This window comes from Acinetobacter sp. MB5 (assembly GCF_003261585.1).
In the GTDB taxonomy this organism is placed as follows: domain Bacteria; phylum Pseudomonadota; class Gammaproteobacteria; order Pseudomonadales; family Moraxellaceae; genus Acinetobacter.
In genome coordinates this window covers 235,546-243,040 of the sequence record NZ_POVU01000005.1, presented here as the reverse complement: position 1 = coordinate 243,040, position 7,495 = coordinate 235,546, and the positions used below count along the sequence as shown (strand labels likewise).

The following is a 7,495-nucleotide window of genomic DNA, read 5'->3' as shown; positions in this document are numbered from 1 at the left end:
TTTTTTATGATTCGTACCAGTGTACTTGGAGAAGCAGTTGGCATTCAGTGGTCAGGGCTGACTGATAAGAGTGAAACTAACAGTCAAACAGGTTTGGGCTATCCATTAATTGTTGGCCAGTTTAAACGTGGACGTACAGACCAACCAATGACCATTACCAGTGGCAATATCAAAGCACTACTGGGTTATGATCCAACCAATAAAGACTACATCGCTGTGCAGGATTATCTCGATACCAAAGTGCCGAGTGTCCAGATACTTCGTATTGGCCCAAATACTCAAGCAATAAGTTGTTCTTGGCGCACTTTAGATGAAATCTTGGCATTCAATATTAGTCAGGATACATTGCCAGCAGTTCGCTTTGGTGTCACTACAGAATTTGACCTAGATAATTATGTACCGACTTTAGATGGTCTAACAACATCTCTCGATAGCATCCAGTCCATGAAAACTCATTTTTATGCGAATGATATATCACAAGGCAATTCATTTGGACGTGCTTATATTGGTTCCTTGGACATTTCCGAATATCTATCGACTCTTCGCCAGTATGTTATTGATAACTATGGTGACTATAGCTCAGCTTGGTATTTAAGTTGCAATGTAGTTGCACAAGGAAGCGCAGTATATTCAGCATCGGCAGAGTTGCAAGCAATTATTAGTCAGCTAGATGCAACAATTGGGGATGGGAAAACCAGTGAAACCTATAATCTATCAATTGAAATGGAATTGCTTAAACGCTATGACGAAAATGGTGACACCATTGCAATTCAGACTTACTGGGCAAAACTTTCAATTTTCTCTACTGGTCGGACAGCAATTGTGGCCAGCATTGAAATGGATACTGAAACCTGTATAAAGCTCAGTGAAACACAGAAAGCCTATGTTGCTTATGCTTCACGTTCTTCTGGAGAAACAGCATTTACATCTGAAACCTATACAGAAAATGACACTACTCATGTGATGCTATTGGGGGTTGGAACAGCTTCAGCATTCGCGGGTTCATGGGGATCTATCAGCTATAAGTCTGTCTAAGTTTCATTGGAGAAAAATTAAATGCTATTAGGATTTAATCGAGCAAAAATCCTAAGCTATGATCCATCCTCGCGTACAGCCAAAGTGCATATCTTTGGCTTAACAGATGGGGTGAGTGAAGGTTTAACAGCAACATTTGCTTATGCCATTGGTGAGGATGATCGAGATACTGAAATTAAGATTTTAGGAAATTCTAGTAACTTGCCTGAGGTGTATGTATTTTTCGATGGGGGTGATGAAGCTCGTCCAGTGATTGCATTCTTTAGTAGTCATGGCAGTGATAATGTCAAAGACGTGCGCCGTATCCGTCAGAGTAATATTGAAATTCTGGCAACAACAAAGGTAACAATTACAGCACCCACACTCATTTTGAATGCAGATGTAGAAATTAATGGCAAAATTACCCATCAGGGCGATATGACCAGTAGTGGCACGATTACTGTGAAGAAAGATGTTGTCGCAGATGGCATTTCATTGGTAGAACATCCTCACAAGGGAGTTAAAGCCGGGACAGAAAATAGTGGTCCACCAGTTGCGACATAGGGTTTGGAACACCTTATGAAATCGGCATTTGATCTGGCACAAACTACCTGTAGTTCAAAACTATAGGTATTTTTTTATGATTCGTACCAGTGTACTTGGAGAAGCAGTTGGCATTCAGTGGTCAGGGCTGACTGATAAGAGTGAAACTAACAGTCAAACAGGTTTGGGCTATCCATTAATTGTTGGCCAGTTTAAACGTGGACGTACAGACCAGCCAATGACGGTGACCAGTGGCAATATCAAAGCACTACTGGGCTATGATCCAACCAATAAAGATTACATCGCTATACAAGATTATCTTGATACTAAAGTACCAAGTGTTCAAGTATTAAGAATAGGTTCGATCATCGATTCTGATTGGGAAACTGCTGCTTATCAGATAGCATCATTGTCTCAATATCAAGAATTACCTGCTGGAACATATCATGTTGTTTTACAAGTATTTGAAGATAATGCTGTAAAAAATGTAACTGCTCAATACACTTCTAATGTATCAATGCAGCTTACATATTTATTGTTCTACTTACTTGTGAATGCAGGTTTGGCATACATTGGCAATGATGTATATCCAGATAATGATGCTGTTAGTTTATTTGCTCTTTTTGATACAGATCCTTTTGCAAGTACAGGTGTTTTTGGAAGTAGCCCAAGTTTCAATATTGTTGAAGCACGTTCGGTGGCCATTTCAATTCTAAAAACCTCTGTTGCTGGTAGTATAGATATTTATGATTATTTATTCTCATCAGGAACATCAAGTGCCAAAGTTCGGAGTGATGGCTATATGGCAGAATTTACCCTACCTTAAATGGATTGGAACTATGAAGAATACTTGCTAAATCCATAAGCCAGAATACTCATTATTTGTTTATTCTGGCATTTTTATGGCATTTCACGATGTACTTTCAATTCTGCTTGGAACGGATACTTCGGCGTTATCTGTTCAACAACAAGATCTTCTAAATGATACAAGTCAGGAAAACATGGCTCGTATTCAAGAGACAATGAATCCGTTTACCCTGGGAACACTTGACAATAAGCAGAATAAAAAGCGTTCACGCATTGAAATTTACACTAAGTGGGAAAAAATGCTTCGTTTTGCACCGATTGCTGAAGCAATGGGAATTCATATTGCAGCGGCATTGGGTGGTGATGCCACAACTAGCCAACAAGTATTTATTACTCCAGCAGCCAGACTGCGCGATAACAAAGAAGCCAAAGTAAATAAAGCTCAGTTAGATCGTTTAAATAAACGTATCAAGCCTATGGAAAAACTAATTAATCAGTATATTGTCAAAATATGTCGTGATGGAATTGGCTTTGGTGATGGTTACACCCGTGTCTATGGTAAGAAGAATCAGGGTATTGTCGACATGTTGGCCAATGAATACACCTATCCACCACTGGTTCAAGCCTATGAACAGGTCAATAAAACTGTAGCGTACCAGGTACTGGATTTTAAGAACTGGCAGAAGTCTATCTCGAAACTCAATATGGTTCAGATGCTTCGTCTGAAAATGCCACGTATTACACATGTGCCTCAATACAACATCTCCGACAGTTTTTACGTCACCAAGACCTTGCAATCTGATGATATAGAACAAGCACCAATTATTCCTGCTTCTGTTGGCGGATCTTTCTGTGCTGAGGTTGAAGAATTTTACGACAACATAATTTTGTGTTTATCGTCAATGAATAGCCAGCAAATTGCAGATGCAGTGAATCAGGTCTTCGTTTCAATCAATATGTCAGCCATGCCACCCATGCAGCGTGATGCTTACAAACGTGGTTTGAATGAAATGATGCGCAGTCATGAGGAGTATGTCCGTGATGCTTTAGCAGGTGGAGATGCGATCTGGAATACAAAATATCATTTCTTACCAACAAATAATGAAAAACAGGTTTTGAATCCAATTGGTGATATTAAAGGGCAACGAACCTCAACTATTAACACCGAAACCTTAATGATCAATATCCGCCTATTAATGGGTGGTTTAGGCTTAGATCCATCGATGGTTGGTTGGGCAGATATGCTGGCAGGTGGATTGGGTGACGGTGCTTCATTTCACACGTCCAGTCAGATTATGCGCCGTTCAATGATGGTTAGGCAGACTACAACTGCCTTTATTAACCAGTTAATAGCTTTAGATTGGGGTTATGCCTATAACGAAGAGTTCGAGGATCCAGCCGATTATCCATGGCAAGTGGAGTTCTATAGTGATCAATCAGCTGCAATGACCGAAGCAATTAGTAATCAGCAACAACGAATGAGTAACTTGACATTAAAAGCTCAGGCTATTGCCGCATTAAAAGAATTAAATTTAAGCGAAGCAGTGGTTGCCCGACTCCTAGAGCGTGATGGTGGAATGGATTATGACGAAGCAGTTGCCCTGGCTAAGGATTTGGCTGAACAGGTTAGACGGGAGCAAGCAATGAACCAAAGATATGGCGGTAATGGAGATGAAGGCTAATGGCAGGTCAAATCATTGAAAATGGGGGAACGTTTGATTCTATCGTTCTCAACGCAAATAGCGAAGGTGGTTATTGGGCTGGTATGGAGGTTCAAAAAGCGCGATCAATCTATGAAGAACTTTATCAACTAGGAACTTTATCTTCTGCCCAATTTGGTATTGAACTCGAACCACTATTTTCTGATCATAGTCTTGGGGATGATGTTCCATTATTAAAAATGAATAGTTCAGACCCATATTACATTCCTTATTTAGCTCAAAATGTAGATGCTTCAATTATTGATGCGGAGACTGACAGCATCAAAGTGGGTACATTTCAGTTAAACCAAATTACAGGAAATACATCAACGGAAGTGCAAGTCACTTTTCTTGAAACAAAAGATGCACGTATATTAAATAGTGCAATTCAGATTAAAGATGCAATGTTTAGTGATGATGGTACTCAAAGCCCACCATCTGATTATTTGCTAAAGATGACTGTATATAGCTTTCAGCGTGATCATCGCAATATTAGACCTTTTGAGCAGTCCTATGTTGTCGCATTACAGTCTGCGAGTGTGCCTTTTGAAGCTAGTAATCAAAACGGAGTACTAATAGTACCGTTGACTTTTATAAAGATGTTTCCAATGTTAGTTAATTTATAATACTAAAAGGCCCCTCAATAACTTGAAGGGCTCTTTATTCTATAACTTTACTTTAAAAATTATTTATGTGTTAGCGCAAAGAAATTTAGCATAATTCGTGCATACCCTATTTTATCAGCAGGTACAGCTACGCTCATATCATCATAAGGGTTATCTTCATCAGGTCTAAATTTGGCGATACCATTGGTTTGATACTGACCCTTCAATTGATATTAATAATAAACGGTTTTCTTATTAGCTCTAACAATATGCAAAGGCGTTGATACACCACTATATTTTATGCCAAATGATCTTTGATATTCTCGAGCTGCTTCAGGGAAAAAAGGGCTAGCTGCATCAAGAGCGCAACCAACACAAAGGGACATGCACGCCATTCTTAAATGTTGCTTGCCCGATAAAGGTTAAAGGGTGAATCTTTTTTTGTTGGGCAATACTAAGTTTAACTCTAGGCGGACTAAAACTATATTTTTCAGCAAAACTCAATGTTGATAAAAGTGACATCGTTAATATTGCAATTATTTTATATTTCACTGAAAAGCTCGTTATTTATTACTAGTAATTTAATAAGTGAGTTAACTATTGTATCGGTTAATTACAGAGATAATAAAGCGATGCATTTGGTACATACCAAAAAATAAGCGCATTTGAATAACCACAATAGCCTCAGGAATTTTCTTGAGGCTATTTTTGTGAAGAATACAAAAAACTTTATCCAACAACATGCACCACATACAGGTTATGTAGTTGCAGGTTTTGATGCGGCATTAAATACAGGATCATGCTCAATTGGCTGTATTCAAGGTGTACATCGTAAATTGACTGCAATTGTCACCGAGTCAGCAACAGAAGATGATCTATGGCATGTCGTTAATTTTAAATCACAACAAGGCTTTGATTCGTGTGCTGTCTTAGGTGTTTCTGATGAAGATGACGCTAAAAACATTGCTCATCTTTATTTTGGTCGTATGTTTGACAGTGTAGCAACGGAGGTTATGCTTTCAAATGAAGAAGGCTTAAAGCGCCATTTAGATAATGGTTATTTTCACCGAACCAAAGGAACAGCTATTCAGCCCTGGCAATTAGAAAAATTGCAGGATGTTATTGCTGGTGAACAGCCGATGTGGGATGGACTTCAGTTAAAGTCACATGGTGGTTCACTGGCACACCTACTTTCAGATATGCAATTCCATGATGATCACAATGGTCTATTGAACCAGTTTGATGGTTTTCCGACTTTACTTGACGCCTTAGATGCTGAACATCAAGAATTTGATTCGATCATTATTGATTACCAACACCTCGAAAAATTCAGCAATATGCTCAGCAAGGCAATGGATCTTGCAGCAAAAGGTGGTGTTGCAATTACCAGTATGGAAACCTCAAAGCCATTCAAACGCAAGAATGTGGTCAATGTCGCCGTCACCTATAACGTTGCGGATGGGCAGAATGTCACGATTGTTTATCACAATCCAGACAGTACACCGTCAAAACTTGCTGCTAGAGATACGCTGATTTCATGGAAAATCATGTTGAATAATCGTGATGTGACAGGTGCAATTCAACCAAACCAGGGTGAAGGTATTGCGTTGCCTATTCTGGCGGGTCGCATTATGCAATTGGTCAATAAAAACAGTGCTCGTTTCCAGCGTACGCAAGCGAAAAAAGCTGAGACAAAGCAAAACTTAACAGATGCTCAAGGACGTTTGACCGATAAACAAGGCACATTAGAAGCATTAGATATAGAGATTGAAAGCTTAAAACTGCAATTGGATGAAGTAGTTGCTTCTCATCCAGAGGATCAAAACAATCCACCTGAACCTGCACCTGAACCTGAACCTGAACCTGAACCTGAACCTGAACCTGAACCTGAACCAAAATTCAGTCAGGATGATATCGATTATCTCAACCGTATCATCGATGGAGAAATTGCACCTTTAGATGCGGATATGGACAAGATTGTATATCTAGCTGAGCTAAATGAAACAGATCCATTGCTATTACAAGCGATGCAAATCATCAATGAAGCAATCGATCAGGCAAGTGCATAAGGGTAAAATCATGAATACAGTAGAACGTGCAAAAGCCCTGAAGCAGCTTAAAGAATTGCTTGGCCAAAAATCTCAAGTACAAGGTTTGGAATTGGCAAAGGTACTGCGAGATATTATCGTATTACGGCAAAAGCTGGGTATGAACACCCAGCAGGCAGAGGAACCAAGCCCGATCTTTACTGCCATTATTAATGGTCAAAAAGCATTTTCAATTGATACAGTGCGGGAAGCGATTGATGAAGCTGAAGCTCATCCAGTACATTCTCAACTTGTCCCTGCAACTCAAAAACTATGGGATGAGTATCAGGGGCAAAAAGGCTTTGATGATATCCATGAGGAGGATGATTTTGATTCATGGCTACGTGATGGTCACTTTGACCAGATTGCTTTAAGTGAACTAAAGATTCATCCAATGGCTGGGCAGATCCGTCATGCACCGTCTACCGCGAAAAGTGTTGTCCTGGTGCAAGAAACCAAAGATCATCATTTCAAGATTCTTATAGGGCAGGAGGTTTATGAAAAAGTTGCAAAAGATGAATATGAATTTTTGCCATGTATTATCCTTCGGGAAAAAGAAGGTTTTACCGATCAAGTGATTAAAACTTTCATTCAGAAACATCCTCATGTGGCTTATGATCCACAATCATTTGCTCAGGCATTAGATGAAGCCATTGCAGACGACGCTGAGCAAGCTTTACCAGGCTAATTGGTACTCCTCCCAAAACCGATGTTTTAAGTCAGCCACAATCACCAAAAT

General features: G+C 39.5%; 7 protein-coding genes and 1 pseudogene. 7 read left to right on the top strand and 1 reads right to left on the bottom strand.

Translation table 11 applies throughout. The annotated features are described in order from the left end of the window. The 5 genes from C1A47_RS17870 to C1A47_RS08940 form a co-directional block, all read left to right on the top strand. Positions 1-1,035: hypothetical protein (locus C1A47_RS17870; protein WP_227539760.1), on the top strand; the 1,035-nt coding region annotated here is incomplete at its 5' end. Positions 1,036-1,056: 21 nt separating this feature from the next. After that, a complete protein-coding gene (locus C1A47_RS08955; RefSeq protein WP_111894524.1) occupies positions 1,057-1,578 on the top strand; it encodes a hypothetical protein in 522 nt (173 codons plus the stop codon). 76 nt (positions 1,579-1,654) lie between these two features. After that, a complete protein-coding gene (locus C1A47_RS17865) occupies positions 1,655-2,383 on the top strand; it encodes a hypothetical protein (protein ID WP_227539759.1) in 729 nt (242 codons plus the stop codon). A gap of 76 nt (positions 2,384-2,459) precedes the next feature. Next, positions 2,460-4,046, top strand: coding sequence for a hypothetical protein (locus C1A47_RS08945; RefSeq protein ID WP_111894522.1), 1,587 nt, complete (start codon positions 2,460-2,462; stop codon positions 4,044-4,046). Further along, entirely contained in the window at positions 4,046-4,690 is a 645-nt protein-coding gene (locus C1A47_RS08940) for a hypothetical protein (protein WP_227539758.1), read from the top strand. The genes C1A47_RS08945 and C1A47_RS08940 overlap by 1 nt, the downstream gene beginning before the upstream one ends. Before the next feature lie 212 nt (positions 4,691-4,902). On the opposite strand, the pseudogene C1A47_RS18025 reads toward C1A47_RS08940, so the two are convergent. Then, a pseudogene (locus C1A47_RS18025) lies at positions 4,903-5,079 on the bottom strand (DUF4850 domain-containing protein); the annotation flags it as partial. Between the two features lie 300 nt (positions 5,080-5,379). Here C1A47_RS18025 and C1A47_RS08930 point away from each other — a divergent pair. Both C1A47_RS08930 and C1A47_RS08925 read left to right on the top strand, forming a co-directional pair. Beyond that, a complete protein-coding gene (locus tag C1A47_RS08930; protein ID WP_111894518.1) occupies positions 5,380-6,738 on the top strand; it encodes a hypothetical protein in 1,359 nt (452 codons plus the stop codon). Positions 6,739-6,748: 10 nt separating this feature from the next. Then, positions 6,749-7,444, top strand: a complete 696-nt coding sequence (locus C1A47_RS08925; RefSeq protein ID WP_111894516.1) for a hypothetical protein — start codon at positions 6,749-6,751, stop codon at positions 7,442-7,444. Positions 7,445-7,495 lie beyond the last annotated feature (51 nt).

What these genes read in the sequence shown, in the direction of transcription:
- C1A47_RS08955 (WP_111894524.1), top strand. Translation starts at nt 1,057, where the DNA reads ATGCTATTAGGATTTAATCGAGCAAAAATCCTAAGCTATGATCCATCC.
- C1A47_RS17865 (WP_227539759.1), top strand. Translation starts at nt 1,655, where the DNA reads ATGATTCGTACCAGTGTACTTGGAGAAGCAGTTGGCATTCAGTGGTCA.
- C1A47_RS08945 (WP_111894522.1), top strand. Translation starts at nt 2,460, where the DNA reads ATGGCATTTCACGATGTACTTTCAATTCTGCTTGGAACGGATACTTCG.
- C1A47_RS08940 (WP_227539758.1), top strand. Translation starts at nt 4,046, where the DNA reads ATGGCAGGTCAAATCATTGAAAATGGGGGAACGTTTGATTCTATCGTT.
- C1A47_RS08925 (WP_111894516.1), top strand. Translation starts at nt 6,749, where the DNA reads ATGAATACAGTAGAACGTGCAAAAGCCCTGAAGCAGCTTAAAGAATTG.